The following is an 18,020-nucleotide window of genomic DNA, read 5'->3' as shown; positions in this document are numbered from 1 at the left end:
CCCGATGAAGAAGACGACACGATCCGCGGACAAGCGGACAGACGGACGGGTGGCATCCATGGCTGGTGGAGACCGCGACAAGGCGCTCGATGCGGCGCTCGCGAACATCGAGCGGCAGTTCGGCAAGGGGTCGGTGATGCGGCTCGGCGAGGAGACCCGCGCCGCGCTCGGGGTGATTCCGACGGGCGCGATCTCGCTCGACGTGGCCCTCGGGATCGGCGGGCTGCCGCGCGGTCGCGTGGTGGAGATCTACGGGCCGGAGTCCTCCGGCAAGACCACGGTGGCGCTGCACGCGGTGGCCAACGCCCAGGCCGCCGGCGGCATCGTGGCGTTCATCGACGCCGAGCACGCCCTCGACCCGGAGTACGCCAAGGCGCTGGGCGTCGACACCGACGCGCTGCTGGTCTCCCAGCCCGACTCCGGTGAGCAGGCACTCGAGATCGCCGACATGCTGATCCGCTCCGGTGCGCTCGACCTGATTGTGATCGACTCGGTGGCCGCGCTGGTCCCGCGTGCGGAGATCGAGGGCGAGATGGGCGACAGCCACGTCGGCCTGCAGGCCCGGCTGATGAGCCAGGCGCTGCGCAAGATGACCGGCGCGCTCAACGGTGCCGGCACGACGATGATCTTCATCAACCAGCTCCGCGAGAAGATCGGTGTGATGTTCGGCTCGCCCGAGACGACGAGCGGTGGGCGCGCCCTGAAGTTCTACTCCTCCGTCCGGCTCGACGTCCGCCGGATCGAGACGCTCAAGGACGGCCAGGAGATGGTCGGCAACCGCACCCGGATCAAGGTCGTCAAGAACAAGGTGGCCCCGCCGTTCAAGCAGGCCGAGTTCGACATCATGTACGGCCAGGGCATCAGCCGCGAGGGCGGTCTGATCGACGTCGGGGTCGAGGCGGGCCTCGTCCGCAAGGCCGGCGCCTGGTACACCTACGAAGGCGACCAGCTCGGCCAGGGCAAGGAGAACGCCCGCAGCTTCCTGCGGGACAACCCCGACCTCGCCAACGAGCTCGAGAAGCGCATCCTCGAGAAGCTCGGCGTCGGCCCGCAGGTCGACACCGCGGCGGCGGCGCCGGCGGCCGAGCCCACCGGCATCGACTTCTGAACGGCGCCCTGCACATGAGCTGCCGATGACCGGCCGATGAGCTCCGGCCAGCGCCCGGCCGACCGCCCGTCCGACCCCGAGCTCCCACGGGGCCGGACGGGCGACGTGCGTCTCGGCGTCGAGACCTGGCTGGCGGCCCACGGGGCCGGCCCGCCCGGTTCCGGTGCCATCGCCGGGACACCGCCGCCGGAGGACACCGCCGCGCTCGGCCCCGAGGCCGACCAGGAGGCGGTGGCCCGCAAGATCCTGCTCGACCAGCTCACCGGCCAGGCGCGCAGCCGGTCCCAGCTCGCCGACAAGCTGGCAGCCAAGGGCGTGCCCGACGAGATCGCCGAGCGGCTGCTCACCCGGTTCGAGGAGGTCGGTCTCGTCGACGACGAGGCCTTCGCCCGGTCCTGGGTGCAGTCCCGCCAGTCCGGCCGGGGCCTGGCCCGCAGGGCGCTGGCCCAGGAGCTGCGTCGCAAGGGCATCGCCGACGACGTGGCCGGCGAGGCGCTCGACGAGGTCGACCCGGACGCGGAGGTCGAGACGGCGCGGGCGCTGGTGCGGCGCCGGCTGCGGTCGGTGGCCGGGGTCGACCACACCACCGCCGTACGCCGGCTCAGCGGCATGCTGGCGCGCAAGGGCTACCCGCCCGGCACGGCCTTCCGCGTCGTCCGCGAGGAGCTCGACGCGGCCGGGGCAGGCGTGGACCCCGAGCTCGACGGCGTCGACCCCGACCTTCCTTGACCGGGTCCACCCCGCGACCTAGCCTCGAAACTGCATCACTGAAACTCCGGGGGACCGGAGGCTGAACTGACAACGAACCCGGCGACAGCCGGGCCGCGCTCGACCTGTCGATCCTGCTGACGATCCCGTCGCCGCGAGGCTGTCGGGGCGCTGCGTCGTCCGTCGGGACCGCCGGCGGTCGGCTCGCCGGGCGCGAGGAACAGGAGCGCCCCATGAACGCGACTCTGGCCGAACTGCTCATCGGGGTCATCGGGGTGATGCTCCTGCTGGCCGTGGTCTCGGTGGGAGTGCTCCTCTACCACCGGCACCGGTCCGCCGCCCGCGAGCACCGGCTCCACGAGGACCTGCACGAGCAGCGCCAGGACATCGAGCGCCGCGAGCACCGGATCTCCGAGCGCGAGGAGCGCCTCGACTCCGAGCAGCGACACCTCGACGAGCGCACCCACCAGCTCGCCGACGCCGAGGCCGCCCTCGAGGCCCGGAAGGCCGAGCTGCTGGACATCGAGGCCGACCGACGGGCCGTGCTGGAGTCGGTGGCCGGCCTCACCGCCGAGGACGCGCGCGCCGAGCTGATGGTGGCGGTCGAGTCCGAGGCCCGCCGCTCCGCCGCCCTGCTGGCCCGCGACATCGAGAGGCTCGCCACCGACGAGGCGGAGAAGAACGCGAAGAAGGTGCTCGCCACCACCATCCAGCGGCTCGCGGCCGAACAGACCAGCGAGTCGGTGGTGGCCGCCGTGCACCTCCCCTCCGACGACATGAAGGGCCGCGTGATCGGCCGCGAGGGTCGCAACATCCGCTCCTTCGAGCAGATCACCGGAGTCAACGTCGTCATCGACGACACCCCCGAGACCGTGCTGCTCAGCTGCTTCGACCCGGTGCGCCGCGAGGTGGCCCGGGTGACCCTCGAGGAGCTCGTCGCCGACGGCCGGATCCACCCCACGCGGATCGAGGAGGTGCACGCCCGCTGCCTGCAGGAGGTCGAGCGGATGTGTGTGCGCGCGGGAGAGGAGGCGGCGTTCGAGATGGGCATCACCGACCTGCACCCGGAGCTGGTCGCCACCATGGGCCGGCTGCGCTACCGCACCTCCTACGGCCAGAACGTGCTCAAGCACCTCGTCGAGTCCGGCCACGCCGCCGGGCTGCTCGCCGACGAGATCGGCCTCGACCGCACCACCTGCGTCCGCGGGGCGTTCCTGCACGACATCGGCAAGGCGCTCACCCACGAGGCCGAGGGGTCGCACGCCCTGGTCGGCGCGGACCTGGCGCGTCGCTACGGCGAGTCCGACGACGTCGTGCACGCGATCGAGGCCCATCACAACGAGGTCGAGCCGCGCACCGTCGAGGCTGTGATCACCCAGGCGGCCGACGCCATCAGCGGCGGTCGGCCGGGCGCCCGGCGGGAGTCGCTCGAGGCCTACGTGCAACGGCTGCACAAGCTCGAGGAGCTGGCGGCCGCCAAGGACGGCGTGGAGCGGGTCTTCGCCATGCAGGCCGGCCGCGACGTGCGGGTGATGGTCAAGCCCGACGTGGTCGACGACATCGGTGCCCAGGTGCTGGCCCGCGACCTCGCGAAGCAGTTCGAGGAGGAGCTGACCTACCCCGGCCAGATCAAGGTGACGGTGATCCGGGAGTCCCGGGCGACCGAGGTGGCGCGCTGAGGGCGGGTGACCCTCGACCTGTTACTGACGGGTAATATAGGCTCGCGGGATGGCGAGCGTGCTGCACCTCTACGACCGGGTCACCCGACTGCCGCAGGGACACCGCATCTTCTCGGTGCTGTTCAGCCTGAAGGCGCCCTACTTCGCGACCGTCCGACCGCGGTTCACCGAGCTCCGCCCGAACTACGCCGAGCTCACCGTCCGCAAGCGCCGCCGGGTGCACAACCACATCGGCACCGTGCACGTGATCGCGATCTGCAACGGGCTCGAGGCCGCGATGGGTGCGCTCGCTGAGGCGACGGTGCCGGCGCGCAAGCGCTGGATCCCGAAGGGGATGGACGTCGCCTACACGGCCAAGGCCACCAGCGACATCACCTGCATCGCGCAGACCGACCCCGAGCGCTGGACCGGCGACGACCCCGAGGTCCCCGTGCTGGTGCGCGGGGTCCGCGACGACGGCACCGTCGTCGTCGAGGGCGTGATCCGTCTGTGGGTGACCGAGAAGCCGGCGTCCTAGGTAACCCCCGTCACTCCCCGGTCTCCTGGGGGGCGGTGGCCAACGCGAGCGGCTTCCGCTCGCCGACGAACTTGCGCTGCGCCCACGTGGCGATCCAGGTCAGGACCAGGTTGGCCAGGATGTAGAGCGCCGCGACGACGATCGCGACCTGGAACTGGTTGCCGAACTGGATCCAGATCCCGCGGCCGACGGCGGTGAGGCCGGGCGCGAGGATGTAGAAGCCGAGGCTGGTGTCCTTCAGGGCCACCACGCACTGGCTGATGATCGCGGGGAGCATGATCTTCACGGCCTGCGGCAGGAGCACGATGTTCATGACCTGGGTTTTGCGCATGCCGATGGCGTACGCCGCCTCGCTCTGGCCTCGGGGGACGGCGTTGACGCCGGCCCGGAACACCTCGGCGAGCACCGCACCGTTGTAGAGGGTGAGCCCGACGACAACGGACCAGAACGAGCCGATCCCGTCGCCGACGCCGAACGAGAAGAAGATGAAGATGATCAGCAGCAGCAGCGGGACGGCGCGGAAGAACTCGACGACGACCCAGCACGGCCAGCTCACCCACGAATGGTCCGAGAGCTTGCCCATGCCGAAGACCAGACCGAACACGACGGCGAGGACGATCGACAGGAACGCCATCTGCAGCGTCTTGAGCAGGCCGTCGACGAGCAGGGCCTCGATGTAGGCCGGGGTGAGCAACGGCTCCCACTGGTCGTAGGCGAACTGGCCGGTGTCGTACATCCGCCAGACCGCGGCGGCGGCCAGCGCGGCCAGGGCCACGTAGGCGATGATCGAGTAGAGGCGGTGCCGCGCGACGGTGCGCGGTCCGGGGGCGTCGAACAAAATGCTGGTGCTCATCTCGCGACCCTCCATCGCCGCTCGAGCGAGAACGCGCCCGCCGACATCACCTCGACGATGATGATGTAGCCGATGGCGAAGCAGATGAAGATCCCGGTGCGCTGGTCGGCGTTGTCGTTGGTCAGCGAGCGCATCCGGGCCGTCGCCTCCAGGATCCCGAAGGCCGCGGCCACCGAGGTGTTCTTCGCCAGCGCGATCAGCACGCTCGCCAGCGGCGGCACCACGGCCCGGAACGACTGCGGCAGGATCACCTGGGTCATCGTCTGCGTGAACGTGAGGCCGACCGCGCGGGCGGCCTCGGCCTGTCCGAGCGACACCGCGTTGATGCCCGAGCGGATCGCCTCGCACACGAAGGCGGAGGTGTAGATGGTCAGCGCCACCACGCCCTTGACCAGGAACGGCGTGTCCACGAACAGGTCGAGGGTCGGCAGCGCGTTGAAGATGAAGATGAAGACGACGAGCAGCGGGGTGTTGCGCACGATCGAGACGTAGAGCGATCCGAACCGCCGGAGGACGGCGATCGGCCCCACTCGCATGGCGGCGAGGAAGGTGCCGAGGACCAGGGACGCCAGGGCCGAGTACACCAGCAGCTGGAGCGTGACCCAGAAGGCGCGCAGCACCAGGTCGAAGTTGGAGAACACGGCTTCCATGTCGCGTCAGCTCCTTGTCGGGGGTTCGCTCGTCGCACCGTGACGGCGGGCGCGCCGCCGTACGCCGCCCGGGCGGGGCGACGTACGGCGGCACACGGCGTTCAGGTCAGCCTCGACTCACTCGCACGGGTCGAGCGCCGGCGGCTCCGGGGTGTCGACCCCGGACTCGCCGAGGGTGGCCTCGAAGGCCGTCTCCCAGTCACCGTTGTCCATGGCTTCGGTGATCGTGTCGCTGATCCACTGGCACATCTCGGGGCGGTCCAGGCTGTAGCCGACGCCGTAGCGCTCCTCGGAGAACGGGTCCACCACGACCTTGAGTTCGTCGGGGTTCTCCGCGACGTAGCCGAGCAGGATCGCGCCGTCGGTGGTCATCGCGTCGACGGTGCCGTTGAGGACCTGGTCCACGCACTCGGAGTAGGTGTCGAAGCCGCGCGGGGTGGCGCCCTCGGCCTCGATGTTCTCCAGCGACGTCGACCCGGTCACGGAGCAGACCTCGGTGCCCTCGACGTCGTCGAGGCTGTCGATGTCGCTGTCGGCAGGGACCATCAGCTGCTGGCCGGTCACGTAGTACGGGCCGGCCTGCCCGACGATCGCGCGACGCTCGTCGGTGATGGAGTACGACGCGATGACGAGGTCGACCTCACCGGACTGGAGGAACGGCTCGCGGTTGTCCGAGATCGTCTCCTTCCAGGTGATGTCGTCGGCCGGGATCCCCAGCGAGGCGGCGAGGATCTTGCCGATCTCCGGGTCGAAGCCCACCGGGACGTCGTCAGCCGCGCCCTTGAAGCCGATGCCGGGCTGGTCGAACTTCACGCCGATGGTGATCTCGCCGCTCTCGGCGAGCTCCTTCATGCGGGTGCCGTCGTCGAAGTTGTCGGCGGCGTTCTCGACGACCTCGTAGTCGCCGCCCGCACTGTCGCTGCTGCCCGCTTCGCCGCAGGCTGCCAGGCTGAGCGCGAGGCCGAGACCCGTGGCGACCGCGGCCGCCTTGGTCTTGTTGAATCGCATCTTCTCTCCCTTGTTGTGCGACCCGAGTTCCCCCAGGGCGCTGCTTGGTTGGAGGACAGGTCAGTGCTTGAGGATCTTGCCGAGGAAGTCCTTTGCGCGGTCCGACTGCGGGTTGGTGAAGAACTGCTCGGGAATGTTCTCCTCGACGATCAGCCCATCGGCCATGAAGACCACGCGGTCGGCCGCCGTGCGGGCGAAGCCCATCTCGTGAGTGACCACGACCATGGTCATCCCGCCCCTGGCGAGGTCGACCATGACGTCGAGGACCTCCTTGATCATCTCGGGGTCCAGAGCGGACGTCGGCTCGTCGAAGAGCATGACCTTGGGCTCCATGGCCAGGGCTCGTGCGATCGCGACCCGCTGCTGCTGGCCGCCCGAGAGCTGGGCGGGGTACTTCTCCGCCTGGTTTGCGACGCCGACCCGCTCGAGCAGGGTGCGCGCCCGCTTCTCGGCCTCGGACTTGGACACACCGCGGACCTTGGTCGGGCCCAGCGTGACGTTCTCGAGGATCGTCTTGTGCGCGAACAGGTTGAACGACTGGAACACCATGCCGACCTCGGCGCGGTGCGACGCCAGGGCCTTGCCCTCGGCAGGCAACGGTGCCCCGTCGAGCGTGATCGACCCCTTGTCGATGGTCTCGAGCCGGTTGATCGTGCGGCACAGCGTGGACTTGCCGGACCCGGACGGTCCGATCACCACGACGACCTCGCCCTTGGCGATCGACAGGTTGATGTCCTGCAGCACGTGCAGGTCACCGAACCACTTGTCGACATGGTCGAGGACGACCAGAGGGGTGCTCATGGCACGAAACCTAGCGTTGGCGGGACCGTCTGACCATTGCTGACATGCGGTTGGTCCGCACAGTTGCCGGACCGTGACCACGGGCCGACCGGCCCGGAGTGCCTCTCGGTCCCTGTGCTTGAATCCGACTCACGGACCGAAGTCCCACGAGAGGTAGTGCCGACGTGCCCCGAAAGTTCCCGCTTCCCGCGCCGCTCGACAAGCTGAAGGACTCGGCCTTCGACGCCGTGAAGGACCCGAAGGGTACGTCGGAGCGGCTGATCGGGCAGGCGAAGGGAGCCGCCACCGTCGGCCGGCACCTCGCCGAAGGGCTCGCCAGCACCATCGCGGAGCAGGTCAGCACGCGCACCCGCGGCCGTCGCGCCGCCGACGCCCCGCGTGCCGAGCCTCCCGTCGAGCCGCGTCCCGACTCGCACGCGACGCCGTCGCCGGGTCCCCGCAAGGTCCAGGGCGACCCGGTGGCGCCGCACCCGGCGACCGACGCGCCGTCCGCCGAGCCCGTGCCCACGACCGAGGCGAAGGTGAACGCCAGGAAGGCCACACCGGCCGACGTCGCGAAGAAGGCGACGAAGAAGTCGCCCGCCAAGAAGACGACCGCCAAGAAGTCGCCGGCCAAGAAGTCGCCGGCCAAGAAGACGCCGGCCAAGAAGACGGCGGCGAAGAAGACCGCCGAGACGCCACCTGCGCAGGAGACGGCTGCCCCCGCGCCAGGAGCGCCGGGCGACAAGCTCCCGCCGCGCACCACGGACGACACCGCGCCACCCCCGCCGCCGCAGCAGGTCGAGCCGAACCCCGAGGCGACCCCGCCGCGGTGACCGAGGGCGCCGTACCCTGGTGCGGACATGTCTCGAACCTACGAAGTCCGCACCTACGGCTGCCAGATGAACGTCCACGACTCCGAGCGGCTCACCGGGCTGCTGGAGGACGCGGGCTACGTCCCCTTCGACCCCGCGGCCGATGACGAGCCCGCCGGCCACGCGGATGTCGTCGTCTTCAACACCTGCGCGGTCCGGGAGAACGCCGACAACAAGCTCTACGGCAACCTGGGCCACCTCGCGCCGGTGAAGGCAGCCCGCCCGGGCATGCAGATCGCCGTCGGCGGCTGCCTGGCGCAGAAGGACAGAAGCGAGATCACGAAGAAGGCCCCGTGGGTCGACGTCGTGTTCGGGACGCACAACATCGGGTCGCTGCCGGTGCTGCTCGAGCGCGCGCGGGTGCAGCGGGAGGCGCAGGTCGAGATCCTCGAGTCGCTCGAGGTGTTCCCGTCCACGCTGCCCACCAAGCGCGAGTCGGCGTACGCCGCATGGGTGTCCGTCTCGGTCGGTTGCAACAACACCTGCACGTTCTGCATCGTCCCGGCGCTGCGCGGCAAGGAGAAGGACCGCCGGCCGGGTGACGTGCTCGCGGAGATCCGCGCCCTGGTCGCGGAGGGCGTCAGCGAAGTCACCCTGCTCGGGCAGAACGTCAACACCTACGGCGTGGAGTTCGGCGACCGGTACGCCTTCGGCAAGCTGCTGAGGGCGTGCGGGGAGATCGAGGGCCTGGAACGGGTCCGGTTCACCAGCCCGCACCCGGCCGCGTTCACCGACGACGTCATCGAGGCGATGGCCGAGACGCACAACGTGATGCCGCAGCTGCACATGCCGTTGCAGTCCGGCTCGGACAAGGTGCTCAAGGAGATGCGACGGTCCTACCGGCAGGAGCGGTTCCTCGGGATCATCGACCGGGTCCGGGCCGCGATGCCCGAGGCCGCCATCACCACCGACATCATCGTCGGCTTCCCGGGCGAGACCGAGGAGGACTTCCTGCAGACCATGCACGTCGTGCGGGAGGCCCGCTTCTCGGGGGCGTTCACGTTCCAGTACTCCAAGCGCCCCGGCACGCCGGCCGCCGTGCTCGACGAGCAGGTGCCCAAGGCGGTCGTGCAGGAGCGCTACGAACGACTCGTCGCGCTGGCCGACGACGTCGCCTGGCAAGAGAACCGCCGGCTCGAGGGGCGGGTCGTCGAGCTCCTCGTCGCCGAGGGCGAGGGCCGCAAGGACGAGGCCACCCACCGGCTCTCGGGACGGGCCCGGGACAACCGGCTCGTGCACTTCTCGCCGGTGGACGCCTCGGGTGCCCCGGTCGCCGTCCGGCCGGGGGACCTGGTCGAGGTCGAGGTCACCTACGGCGCCCCGCACCACCTGGTCGCGGACAGCCCGGTGCGCTCGGTGCGACGCACCCGGTCCGGCGACGCCTGGGAGGCGCGGGTCTCGACGGGCTCGACCACCGGCAACGGCTCGACCATCGGCAATGTCTCGCCCACCGGCAACGGCCGCGGGGTCTCGCTCGGCCTGCCCACCGTCGGCGTACCCGCACCGCTCCCCGAGGCTCCCTCCTGCCGCTAGCGCCCGCGAGGAGTCAGAACTTCAGGCACCTCGGCGGCGTGTCGCTGCATCCGTGACCCCTCGACGGCCTCGGATCAGAAGCCGTGGGTGACAATCGGCTGGAGGGCGCCGTCGCGCACCCCGGTGAGCACCGCCAGCTCATGCGGTACGACGGGGTCGGGGAGCGAGTCGAGCCGGAACCAGCGCAGGTCCGCGCACTTGTCGGGCTCCACGATGCGCGGCTCACCCGTCCACGCCGTGCACGCGAAGAAGTAGTCGACGCGCTCGTCGATCGCGAGGCCGGTGTTGTTGCTGCGCTGCATCGCCGTCAACGGAGTGAGCACCACGTCGGTGAGGGCGACCTCCTCCTCGGCCTCACGAGCCGCGGCCGCGAAGACCGACTCGCCGCGCTCGACGTGCCCGGCCGCGGCACACGCCCAGTGGTCGTCCATGTAGCCGGTGCCCTGGCGCAGCTGGAGGAGCACCTCCCGGGTATGAGTCTGGCCGCGGAGGAAAACGACGTACGCGGCCGGCACGACGGAGAACCGTCCGTGCAGGTCGTGGTCGTGGTCGGGGGTCTCGGGCATGCAGGCGAACCTAGTACCCCACCGCCGGGGGGTCAGGCGTCGTCGCGGTGCGGGTGCGGGTTGGCCTCGCGGATGTGCTCGTGGGAGGGCAGCTCGGCGGTGTTCTCCTCGACCTCCTGCACCTGCCGGTGCACCTCGGTGCTCGGTTCCACCTGGTCGGGATGAGTCTCGACGTCGCCGTCGGTGTGGCCCTTGGCGGACCCGACCGTGCCGGTGCCCTCGATCCCCTCGAACGGACCGGTGCGCTCGCTGCTGACGCCCAGGTCGCCCTCGAGGCCGTGCTCACTCTCGGCGTTGGGGTTGCCGGCCCGGCTGCCGGACTCGCCGCTGTCGGAGGCGGTCATTCGCCCTCCTCCGCGAGGAGCTCCTCGTCGTGCGGCGTCGACTCGGGCTCACCCGTCTGGTCGTAGGCGGTGCCGGTGTCCTCGGACACCCCACCCTGCTGGTCGTTGGACATGTAGTCCCCGGGGTTGGCGTCGCCCGCGGGCGGCTCGCCCACGAAGGCGTCGTCCTGCCCCGGCTCGGGTGCGAGCTCGCGCTGGTCGTCCATCTCGTGCTCCATCTCACGCACCGCCCGATCCGTCGGACGGCTGGTCGAGCGAGGTCTCTGCGTTCTCGACCTGGACCGCGTGCTCGTGGTCCGGGTCCGGATCTGGCCCCGGCTCGCCCTCGGGCGTGGTCGGCGACGGGATCGTGGTGGGACCGTCCGGGGTGCTGCTCGGGTGCACGTCCGGGTCGGGCCCAGGGGGATCGGGGTCCACCGGACCGGTGGGGTTCACGTCGGCGTCCGGCCGGTCCTGGCGCAGCGGGCCTCCAGGGGGCGTCGGCGCGTCGAGGTCGGTGTGGGCGGCGTGGTTGGCCGGGCCACCCTTCACGGGCTGGTCGTCCTCACGGGGTGCCATACCGTCGCCGTACCCGAACCCACCACCCGGAAACGTCTGCCTACTTGATGTCGTCGTTCTTGCCGTCGAGCTTGTCGAGCGCGTCCTTGGCCTGGGTGCGCCCCTTCACGATCTTGTCGGTGTGCTTGCCGCCGGTCTTCTTGTCGATCGCGTCGGCCGCCTGGTCCACGCCCTTGGCGATCTTGTCGCCGTGCTGGTCGACCGCCTTGGTGAGCTGTGACTTGGCCTTGTCCAGGAATCCCACTGCCGTCCCCTTCCGTCGCGCGCACGTGCCCCTTTGCCAGACTCTTGCCCATGAACGGTGACGAGACAAGGGCCGCCGGTTCGCCGCGGACCCCGCCGGTCGTCGCCGTCGTCGGACCGACCGCCGCCGGCAAGACCGAGCTGTCCCTCGACCTCGCGGAGGCCCTCGGCGGCGAGGTCGTCAACACCGACTCGATGCAGGTGTACCGGGGCATGGACATCGGTACGGCGAAGCTGCCCGAGGACGAGCGGCGGGGCATCAGGCACCACCTGCTCGACATCCTCGACGTGACCCAACCGGCGACCGTCGCGGAGTTCCAGGGCTGGGCCCGCGCGGTCGTCGACGACTGCCGGAGCCGGGGGGTCACACCGGTCCTCGTCGGCGGCTCGGCGCTCTACACGCGGGCGGTGCTGGACCGGTTCGAGTTCCCCGGCACCGACCCCGTCGTACGCGCCGGCCTGGAGGCCCTGCTCGAGATCGAGGGGCCGGCCGCGATGCACGCGCGCCTCGCCGAGGTCGACCCGATCGCCGCCACCGCCATCATCCCGACCAACGGCCGACGGGTGGTCCGGGCGCTCGAGGTCGTGCAGATCACCGGCCGCCCGTTCAGCGCGACGCTGCCCAGGCAGGAGTACTTCTACGACGACGCCGTGCAGGTCGGCGTCGACATCCCGCGGCCGGTGCTCGACGACCGCATCGAGCTCCGGGTACGCCGCATGTGGGCGGCCGGCTTCGTCGACGAGGTGCGCGCCCTGGTCGCGGCCGGCCTGCGCGAGGGCCGCACCGCCTCTCGGGCCCTGGGCTACCAGCAGGTGATGGCTTTCCTCGACGGACAGATCACCGAGGACGAGGCGCTGGACCAGACCGTGACCGGCACCCGCCGGTTCGCGCGCAAGCAGGATGCCTGGTTCCGCAAGGACCCGCGGATCACCTGGGTGCGATGGGACGACCCGGAGCGCGCGGCCGGTGCCGTGGCCGCCGTGCGGCGAACGGCAACGATTGACGGGCGGGCGCGGGGGTAGTAAGCCGGGAGGCTCTGACCCCTCGGGAGGACCGATGACCCCACGCCAGGCACCACGCCAGCTCACCCGCGGCCGCGCATCCGCGGCCCTTGCCGGACTGACGGCGCTCTGCGTCGCCGGCGGCCTCACCACGGTCGGCGCCGCGGCGTCGGCCGCACCCAGACCCGAACCGCCCAAGATCCCGACCAGCACCGGGTTCGGCGGTGCCGTCACCTCCGTCGACCCGGAGGCGACCAAGGTCGGGCTCCGCGTGCTCGAGCGCGGCGGCAACGCCGTCGACGCGGCGGTCGCCACGGCCGCCGCCCTGGGCGTGACCGAGCCCTACAGCGCCGGCATCGGCGGCGGCGGGTTCTTCGTCTACTACGACGCGGACAAGAAGAAGGTCCGCACGATCGACGGGCGCGAGACCGCGCCCCGGGACATGCCGCGCGACGCCTTCATCGATCCCAGCACTGGCGAGCCCTATCCGTTCACCCCCGACCTGGTCACCAGCGGCGTCTCGGTCGGCGTTCCCGGCACCCCCGCGACCTGGGCGAAGGCGCTCAAGCGCTGGGGCAGCTACGACCTCGGCAAGGCGCTGCGACCGGCCGCCAGGCTGGCCGCCCGCGGGTTCGTGGTCGACCAGACGTTCCACGACCAGACCAAGGACAACCAGGAGCGGTTCGAGGCCTACACCACGACGCCGGAGCTGTTCCTGCCCGACGGCAAGCCGCCGCGGGTCGGCTCGGTGTTCAAGAACCCCGACCTCGCCGCGACGTACCAGCTGCTCGGCCGGCGCGGCACCGACGCCTTCTACGGCGGCGCGCTCGCCAAGCAGATCGCCCGGGCGACCCGGAAGCCGCCGAAGAGCCCCGGCACCGAGCTGCCGGTGCCCAAGGGGTTCATGCGGGTCTCGGACCTGAAGAGGTACGAGGCGCTGAACCAGCGACCGACCAAGAGCGACTACCGCGGGCTCGACGTGTACGGGATGGCGCCGGTGTCGTCCGGCGGCACGACCGTCGGCGAGGCTCTCAACATCATGGAGCGGTTCGACCTCGCGTCGATGTCGCCGCAGGACGCACTGCACCACTACCTGGAGGCCTCCGCGCTCGCCTTCGCCGACCGGGCGAAGTACGTCGGCGACCCGAAGAAGGTGGACGTGCCCACCCGGGACCTGCTCAACGACGGCTTCGCCACCGACCGGGCCTGCAACATCGACCCGGACACGGCCATGGCCAAGCCGGTGGCCGCTGGCAACGTGAATTCGTACGACGGCAGCTGCACGACGCCCGGTCGGACCGCCGCCAGCACCGCGCCGGACACCGAGAACGTCGAGACGACCAACCTCACCGTCACCGACCGCGAGGGCAACGTCGTGGAGTACACCCTCACCATCGAGCAGACCGGCGGCTCCGGGCTGCTGGTCGAGGACCGCGGGTTCCTGCTCAACAACGAGCTGACCGACTTCTCGACCGAGTTCGTCAGGAGCGACCCGAACCGGATCCAGCCGGGCAAGCGGCCGCGCTCGTCGATGTCGCCGACGATCGTGCTCAGGAACGGCAAGCCGGTGCTGGCCCTCGGGTCCCCGGGCGGTTCGACGATCATCACCACCGTCTTGCAGATGCTGTTCAACTACGTGGACCGCGGCATGTCCATCGAGGAGGCGATCGCCGCGCCACGGGCGACCCAGCGCAACACGGCAGCGGTGCTCGCGGAGCCGGAGTTCATCGCCACCTACGGGGACCTGCTCACGCCGTACGGCCACACGCTCACCCCGTCGGGAGACCAGTTCACCAGCGCCGCGGAGATCGGTGCGGCGACGGCGATCGAGTTCGGCAGGAAGGGTCGGCTGACCGCGGTCGCCGAGCCCACCCGCCGCGGCGGCGGCTCGGCCCTGGTGGTGTCGCCCAGACGCTGACCCGAGCGAGCGGTTCGCCGGCAGGCAGGCGTCAGCCGGCGAGCCGCTTGGTCAGCGCAGGTTGCGGCGCCTCGAGCAGGAACACCGCGGCGTCGCACGACGTGCAGCAGAAACCGTCGAAGCCGTCGGTCGGCAGCAACACGCACTCGTCGGCGCAGTCGGGGCAGCGGGCCACCGTCGCGTGCAGCATCAGCACCTCTGAGGTCTCCATGAACTCACAGTGACACCCGGAGCCGACAGATTCGGGAGACACGCGCGGGCCGTCGCTGCCCTAGGATCCGGCCATGGCAGCCGACAACTGGACCGTCGAACGATCGACCACCATCGACGCACCCCCGGGGCGGGTCTACGAGCAGCTGGCCGACTTCCACAAGTGGCGCAACTGGTCGCCCTGGGAGGACGTCGACCCCGACCTGCAGCGCGACTACTCGGGGCCCGAGTCCGGCCCCGGCGCGGTCTACAGCTGGTCGGGCAACCGTAAGGCCGGCTCGGGCCGCATGGAGATCGTCCGGGCCGTCGACAGGGAGCGCGTCGACATCGACCTGCAGTTCCTCAAGCCGTTCAAGGCCCGCAACGACACGTCGTTCGTGCTGACTCCGCAGGGCGAGTCGACGCAGGTGCTCTGGCACATGACCGGCAAGAAGACCTTCGGGATGAGGGTGATGAGCATGTTCGGCGGGATGGACAAGATGATCGGCCCGGACTTCGAGAAGGGTCTGAGCCGGCTCAAGAGCGTCGCCGAGGGTCGCTCCTAGACTGACGGGGTGACCAGCTTCCCGTTCCTCAAGGGCCACGGCACGGAGAACGACTTCGTGCTGCTGCCCGACCCCGACGGGACCGTGCACGGCGAGCTCGCGCCCGGCCTCGTGGCCCGGCTCTGCGACCGGCGTGCCGGGTTGGGGGCCGACGGCGTGCTGCGCGTGGTGCGCGCCTCGTCGTACGACGACCCGGCGGCCGTCGCCGCCCGCGGCCGCGCCGAGTGGTTCATGGACTACCGCAACGCCGACGGGTCGACCTCGGAGATGTGTGGCAACGGGATCCGGCTGTTCGCGCGCTACCTCGTCGAGCACGAGGGCGTCGACCCGTCGCGGGCGGTGCCGATCGGCACCCGCGCCGGCGTGCTCACGGTGACCTTCGACGAGGCCGGCGCGGCCACCGTCGACATGGGCCGACCGCGCGTGCTCGGCGAGACCAAGGTGTCCGTCGGGCCGTCTGCCTGGCCGGCGACGCACGTGTCGATGGGCAACCCCCACGCGGTCGCCTTCGTGGAGTCCCTCGACGACGCCGGCCCACTGCTCGAGCCGCCGGGACACGACGAGGCGGTGTACCCGCACGGCGTCAACGTCGAGTTCGTCGTACGCCACGGGCCGCGTCATGTGGCGATGCGGGTGCACGAGCGAGGGTCGGGGGAGACCCGTTCCTGCGGCACCGGGGCATGCGCGGTGATGGTGGCCAGCGCCATTGCCGACGGCGTGGGTCGGAATACGTCCTACCGCGTGGACGTTCCAGGAGGGACGCTGCACGTGACCTGGACCGACGAGGACCACGTCCTGCTCACCGGCCCCGCCGTACTGGTGGCGTCAGGTAATTGGCTGGTGACTGACGACGTTCCCGTGCGAACCTGAACGGACTTATGACGAACGCACATACCCAACCAGAAGACTTCGACCTCGACGCCGAGCTCGCCGACACCGAGTCGTGGGACGACCCCGCCGACCTGGACGCCGGCGAGTTCGAGTCCGGCTACTCCGACGAGGACCCGGAGGAGGCCGACGGCACCACGGGTGACTACGACCTCGCCGAGCGGCACGCGCTGCGCCGCGTCGTCGGCCTGTCCACCGAGCTCGAGGACATCTCCGAGGTCGAGTACCGCCAGCTCCGCCTGGAGCGGGTGGTGCTGGTCGGCGTGTGGACCGACGGCTCGATCGAGGACGCGGAGAACTCGATGGCCGAGCTCGCGCTGCTCGCCGAGACGGCCGGTTCGCAGGTGCTCGACGCCCTGTACCAGCGGCGGCATAAGCCCGACCCGGCGACCTACATCGGTCGCGGCAAGGTCGACGGGCTGCGTGAGATCGTGCAGGCCACCGGCGCCGACACCGTGATCTGCGACGGCGAGCTGGCTCCCTCGCAGCTGAGGAACCTCGAGGACCGGGTCAAGGTCAAGGTCGTCGACCGGACCGCGCTGATCCTGGACATCTTCGCGCAGCACGCGAAGTCCAGGGAGGGTCAGGCCCAGGTCGAGCTGGCCCAGCTCAACTACATGAAGCAGCGGCTGCGTGGCTGGGGTGGCAACCTCTCCCGACAGGCCGGTGGCCGGGTCGGATCGCAAGGTGGCGGCATCGGTGGTCGTGGTCCCGGTGAGACCAAGATCGAGACCGACCGTCGCCGCATCAACACCAAGATCGCGAAGCTGCGCCGCGAGCTGGCGCACATGCGCACCACCCGCGACACCAAGCGCGCCGAGCGCCGCCGCCACCAGGTGCCGTCGGTCGCGATCGCGGGCTACACCAACGCCGGCAAGTCGTCGCTGCTCAACCGGCTGACCGACGCCGGGGTGCTGGTCGAGGACTCGCTGTTCGCGACGCTCGACCCGACGACCCGGCGTACCCAGACCTCCGACGGCCGGGTCTACACGATGTCCGACACCGTCGGCTTCGTGCGGCACCTGCCGCACCAGCTCGTCGAGGCGTTCCGCTCGACGCTCGAGGAGGTCGCCGACTCCGACCTGGTGCTGCACGTCGTCGACGGCTCGCACGCCGACCCGGAGGGCCAGCTCTCCGCGGTGCGCGAGGTGTTCGCGGAGATCGGCGCCGACAAGGTGCCCGAGCTCGTCGTGATCAACAAGGCCGACGCGGCCGACCCGATGGTGCTCGCCCGGCTGCGCCAGCGCGAGCCGCACTCGGTCGTGGTCTCGGCGAAGACCGGCGAGGGCATCGTCGATGCGCTGCGGCTGGTCGAGGAGGACCTGCCGCGACCCGGCGTGGCCTTCGAGGCGCTGCTGCCCTACGAGCGCGGCGACCTGCTCAACCGGATCCACACCTCCGGCGAGGTGGAGCACCTCGAGCACACCGGTGACGGCACCGTCGTCCGCGGTCGCGTGCACGAAGCGCTGGCCGGCGAGCTCGAGCCCTACCTCACCACCCCCGCCTGACCCCCCGCCTGCCCCCGCGAGTGTCAGGAAATGGTCGCGCGAGTGTCAGACTTTGGCGCCAAGGCCTGACACTCGGGGAGCCATGGCCTGACACTCGGGGAGCCATGGCCTGACACTCGGCGGGGCCGGGTCAGACGCCGATCTTGCGCCAGGGTCCCCAGATCGCGAACGTCATGCCGCGGGAGGCCTGGATGTTGACGAACAGGGTGTGACCGTCCGGGCTGAACGTCGATCCGGCGAACTCGTCGCCGAAGCGGGGCAGCCCGGTGAGCTGGCTGACGACGCGGTTCAGCGCGATGTCCCAGAGCTGCCCGCCGCGGGACAGGCCGCGGATGTAGTTGTCGACCAGGGAGTCCTCGCAGACGACCAGCGTGCCCCGTCGGCTCGTGGTGATGTTGTCCGGGAAGTCGAAGCGCAGGTTGGCCTCGGCCGGGTCGACCGGTGCCTGGTAGATCACCTGCAGCTTCTGCGACCGGCAGTCGTAGGCCCAGACCTGGCCGTTGCCGCGACCGAAGCCGTTGGCGTTG

At 70.6% G+C, this 18,020-nt stretch carries 22 protein-coding genes; 11 read left to right on the top strand and 11 right to left on the bottom strand.

The genetic code is table 11. The annotated features are described in order from the left end of the window. Positions 1 to 58: 58 nt before the first annotated feature. The 4 genes from recA to VFH10_RS11975 all read left to right on the top strand — a co-directional run bounded on the left by recA (position 59) and on the right by VFH10_RS11975 (position 4,012). Positions 59 to 1,108, top strand: a complete 1,050-nt coding sequence (gene recA / locus VFH10_RS11990; RefSeq protein ID WP_325128792.1) for a recombinase RecA — start codon at positions 59 to 61, stop codon at positions 1,106 to 1,108. 36 nt (positions 1,109 to 1,144) lie between these two features. Then, on the top strand, positions 1,145 to 1,837 hold the full coding sequence (locus tag VFH10_RS11985; protein ID WP_325128789.1) for a regulatory protein RecX: 693 nt from the start codon (positions 1,145 to 1,147) through the stop codon (positions 1,835 to 1,837). A gap of 212 nt (positions 1,838 to 2,049) precedes the next feature. After that, the gene (rny, locus tag VFH10_RS11980) at positions 2,050 to 3,495 is read left to right on the top strand and encodes a ribonuclease Y (protein WP_325128788.1); all 1,446 of its coding nucleotides are present in this window, start codon (positions 2,050 to 2,052) and stop codon (positions 3,493 to 3,495) included. A gap of 49 nt (positions 3,496 to 3,544) precedes the next feature. Continuing rightward, a complete protein-coding gene (locus VFH10_RS11975; protein ID WP_325128786.1) occupies positions 3,545 to 4,012 on the top strand; it encodes a hotdog fold domain-containing protein in 468 nt (155 codons plus the stop codon). Positions 4,013 to 4,022: 10 nt separating this feature from the next. Here the strand turns inward: VFH10_RS11975 and VFH10_RS11970 are convergent, their stop codons facing one another. The 4 genes from VFH10_RS11970 to VFH10_RS11955 all read right to left on the bottom strand — a co-directional run bounded on the left by VFH10_RS11970 (position 4,023) and on the right by VFH10_RS11955 (position 7,324). After that, the gene (locus VFH10_RS11970) at positions 4,023 to 4,865 is read right to left on the bottom strand and encodes an amino acid ABC transporter permease (RefSeq protein ID WP_325128784.1); all 843 of its coding nucleotides are present in this window, start codon (positions 4,863 to 4,865) and stop codon (positions 4,023 to 4,025) included. After that, positions 4,862 to 5,515, bottom strand: a complete 654-nt coding sequence (locus VFH10_RS11965; RefSeq protein ID WP_325128782.1) for an amino acid ABC transporter permease — start codon at positions 5,513 to 5,515, stop codon at positions 4,862 to 4,864. Before VFH10_RS11965 ends, VFH10_RS11970 begins: the two co-directional genes overlap by 4 nt. 117 nt (positions 5,516 to 5,632) lie before the next feature. Continuing rightward, a complete protein-coding gene (locus VFH10_RS11960) occupies positions 5,633 to 6,523 on the bottom strand; it encodes a glutamate ABC transporter substrate-binding protein (RefSeq protein WP_325128780.1) in 891 nt (296 codons plus the stop codon). A 60-nt stretch (positions 6,524 to 6,583) separates the two neighbouring features. Further along, positions 6,584 to 7,324 carry an amino acid ABC transporter ATP-binding protein gene (locus VFH10_RS11955; protein WP_414689868.1) on the bottom strand — a complete coding sequence of 247 codons (741 nt, stop codon included), beginning with the start codon at positions 7,322 to 7,324 and terminating at the stop codon, positions 6,584 to 6,586. A gap of 164 nt (positions 7,325 to 7,488) precedes the next feature. Between VFH10_RS11955 and VFH10_RS11950 the strand changes: the two genes are divergently transcribed. Together VFH10_RS11950 and miaB are read left to right on the top strand one after the other, a co-directional pair. Continuing rightward, positions 7,489 to 8,139 (top strand): hypothetical protein, encoded by a 651-nt coding sequence (locus VFH10_RS11950; protein ID WP_325128778.1) that lies wholly within the window; start codon positions 7,489 to 7,491, stop codon positions 8,137 to 8,139. 27 nt (positions 8,140 to 8,166) lie between these two features. Beyond that, positions 8,167 to 9,711 carry a tRNA (N6-isopentenyl adenosine(37)-C2)-methylthiotransferase MiaB gene (miaB, locus tag VFH10_RS11945; RefSeq protein WP_325128776.1) on the top strand — a complete coding sequence of 515 codons (1,545 nt, stop codon included), beginning with the start codon at positions 8,167 to 8,169 and terminating at the stop codon, positions 9,709 to 9,711. Between the two features lie 74 nt (positions 9,712 to 9,785). Here miaB and VFH10_RS11940 read toward each other — a convergent pair whose 3' ends face one another. The 5 genes from VFH10_RS11940 to VFH10_RS11920 are packed head-to-tail and all read right to left on the bottom strand — an operon-like array spanning position 9,786 to position 11,423. Next, positions 9,786 to 10,277: an NUDIX domain-containing protein gene (locus tag VFH10_RS11940; RefSeq protein ID WP_325128774.1), complete on the bottom strand. Its 492-nt coding sequence runs from the start codon at positions 10,275 to 10,277 to the stop codon at positions 9,786 to 9,788. A gap of 32 nt (positions 10,278 to 10,309) precedes the next feature. Further along, on the bottom strand, positions 10,310 to 10,621 hold the full coding sequence (locus VFH10_RS11935) for a hypothetical protein (RefSeq protein ID WP_325128773.1): 312 nt from the start codon (positions 10,619 to 10,621) through the stop codon (positions 10,310 to 10,312). Next, a complete protein-coding gene (locus VFH10_RS11930) occupies positions 10,618 to 10,848 on the bottom strand; it encodes a hypothetical protein (protein WP_325128771.1) in 231 nt (76 codons plus the stop codon). Before VFH10_RS11930 ends, VFH10_RS11935 begins: the two co-directional genes overlap by 4 nt. After that, the gene (locus VFH10_RS11925; protein WP_325128769.1) at positions 10,841 to 11,179 is read right to left on the bottom strand and encodes a hypothetical protein; all 339 of its coding nucleotides are present in this window, start codon (positions 11,177 to 11,179) and stop codon (positions 10,841 to 10,843) included. Before VFH10_RS11925 ends, VFH10_RS11930 begins: the two co-directional genes overlap by 8 nt. Positions 11,180 to 11,219: 40 nt before the next feature. Beyond that, complete coding sequence (locus tag VFH10_RS11920) at positions 11,220 to 11,423, bottom strand: antitoxin (protein ID WP_325128767.1); 204 nt, start codon at positions 11,421 to 11,423, stop codon at positions 11,220 to 11,222. A gap of 50 nt (positions 11,424 to 11,473) precedes the next feature. Here VFH10_RS11920 and miaA point away from each other — a divergent pair, with 50 nt between their 5' ends. Next, positions 11,474 to 12,445, top strand: a complete 972-nt coding sequence (gene miaA, locus VFH10_RS11915) for a tRNA (adenosine(37)-N6)-dimethylallyltransferase MiaA (protein WP_325128765.1) — start codon at positions 11,474 to 11,476, stop codon at positions 12,443 to 12,445. Between the two features lie 34 nt (positions 12,446 to 12,479). Then, on the top strand, positions 12,480 to 14,342 hold the full coding sequence (gene ggt / locus VFH10_RS11910) for a gamma-glutamyltransferase (protein ID WP_325128764.1): 1,863 nt from the start codon (positions 12,480 to 12,482) through the stop codon (positions 14,340 to 14,342). Positions 14,343 to 14,373: 31 nt separating this feature from the next. Here ggt and VFH10_RS11905 read toward each other — a convergent pair whose 3' ends face one another. After that, the gene (locus VFH10_RS11905) at positions 14,374 to 14,553 is read right to left on the bottom strand and encodes a hypothetical protein (RefSeq protein ID WP_325128762.1); all 180 of its coding nucleotides are present in this window, start codon (positions 14,551 to 14,553) and stop codon (positions 14,374 to 14,376) included. 73 nt (positions 14,554 to 14,626) lie between these two features. Between VFH10_RS11905 and VFH10_RS11900 the strand changes: the two genes are divergently transcribed. The 3 genes from VFH10_RS11900 to hflX are packed head-to-tail and all read left to right on the top strand — an operon-like array spanning position 14,627 to position 17,493. Continuing rightward, positions 14,627 to 15,097: an SRPBCC family protein gene (locus VFH10_RS11900; RefSeq protein WP_325128760.1), complete on the top strand. Its 471-nt coding sequence runs from the start codon at positions 14,627 to 14,629 to the stop codon at positions 15,095 to 15,097. 9 nt (positions 15,098 to 15,106) lie between these two features. After that, the gene (dapF, locus tag VFH10_RS11895) at positions 15,107 to 15,967 is read left to right on the top strand and encodes a diaminopimelate epimerase (protein ID WP_325128759.1); all 861 of its coding nucleotides are present in this window, start codon (positions 15,107 to 15,109) and stop codon (positions 15,965 to 15,967) included. An 8-nt stretch (positions 15,968 to 15,975) separates the two neighbouring features. Then, positions 15,976 to 17,493, top strand: coding sequence for a GTPase HflX (gene hflX / locus VFH10_RS11890; RefSeq protein ID WP_325128758.1), 1,518 nt, complete (start codon positions 15,976 to 15,978; stop codon positions 17,491 to 17,493). A 130-nt stretch (positions 17,494 to 17,623) separates the two neighbouring features. Here hflX and VFH10_RS11885 read toward each other — a convergent pair. After that, positions 17,624 to 18,020 (bottom strand): alkaline phosphatase PhoX (locus VFH10_RS11885; protein WP_325128756.1); only part of this gene is annotated, 397 nt, incomplete at its 5' end.

This window comes from Nocardioides sp. (assembly GCF_035697785.1).
GTDB lineage: Bacteria > Actinomycetota > Actinomycetes > Propionibacteriales > Nocardioidaceae > Nocardioides_B.
This window is presented reverse-complemented; position numbering and strand designations above follow the sequence as displayed.